At 66.6% G+C, this 1,169-nt stretch carries 1 protein-coding gene; it reads left to right on the top strand.

All coding sequences use genetic code 11. From position 1 onward, the window contains the following. Nucleotides 1–1,055 (top strand): IS1634 family transposase (locus E1294_RS51990; RefSeq protein WP_165978005.1); only part of this gene is annotated, 1,055 nt, incomplete at its 5' end. Nucleotides 1,056–1,169: the final 114 nt, after the last annotated feature.

The following is a 1,169-nucleotide window of genomic DNA, read 5'->3' as shown; positions in this document are numbered from 1 at the left end:
ACGGCGACGGCGACGGCGACGGCGACGGGGCGGTGATGAAGGGATTCCGCGCCCGCGGCAAGTCCAAGGACCACCGTGACGACCTGCCGCAGATCGTCATCGGCATGGCCGTCACCCGCGACGGCATCCCGGTCCGCATCTGGTCCTGGCCCGGCAACACCACCGACACCGCCCTGATCCGCCAGGTCAAGGACGACATGCGGGACTGGACCCTGTCCAAGATCGTGTGGGTCGGCGATCGTGGCTTCGCCTCCGCCGACAACCGCCGCTACCTGCGCCAAGGCGATCACCACTACATCATCGGCGAACGGCTGCGCTCCGGCTCGGCCGAGGCCAAGGCCGCCCTGTCCCGCCAAGGCCGCTATCAAGACGTGGCCGAGAATCTGAAGGTCAAAGAGGTCCGGATCGGCGAAGCCGACCGATTCGTGATCTGCTACAACCCCGAAGGCGCCGAACGCGACGCCGCCATCCGGGAACGTCTGATCGCCCAACTCGAGGAGGTGATCGCCGGCACCGACGCGCTGAGCGCCACCAAACGCGCCGAACTACGCGGCGTCATCTCCACCAAGCCCGGCCTGAACCGCTACCTGCGCACCACCCCGGGCGGGCTGCTGCGCATCGACGCCACGAAGGTCAAGACCGAGGCGAACCTGGACGGCAAGTATCTGCTGCGCTGCTCCGACCCCAAACTGCCGGCCGAGGACATCGCCCTTGGTTACAAGCAATTGCTGGAGGTCGAGCGGGGCTGGCGGAACATGAAGCAGGTCATCGACCTGCGCCCGGTCTATCACCGGCTGGAAGAACGCATCCGCGCGCACGTCATCTTGTGCTGGCTCGCCCTGCTGCTGATCCGCATCATCGAGACCACTACCGGCATCACCTGGAGGCGCATCCGCGACGAGTTCGACCTGCTCACCGTCGCCACCTTCACCGGCCCGACCGGCACCTTCCGCCAGCGCGCCGAGCTGACCAAGCCCCAGCGCGACATCCTGGCCAAACTCGACATCCCGACCCCGAAGAAGATCGTCGAAGCCATCCCCGCCGCAGACGCCTGACCAGGCACAACACTCACGCCTAGTGACACGCCGCATCAGCGTGCCCGCAAGCGTTTCCGCAGCTCAGACCGCAGATCTGTGTGCCTTTCTCGCTACACATCTGCGGAACGCGGG

It is taken from the genome of Nonomuraea diastatica (assembly GCF_004349015.1).
GTDB classification, from domain to species: domain Bacteria; phylum Actinomycetota; class Actinomycetes; order Streptosporangiales; family Streptosporangiaceae; genus Nonomuraea; species Nonomuraea diastatica.
Note: the sequence above shows the minus strand (reverse complement) of the source record. Positions and strands in the feature narration are given on the sequence as shown.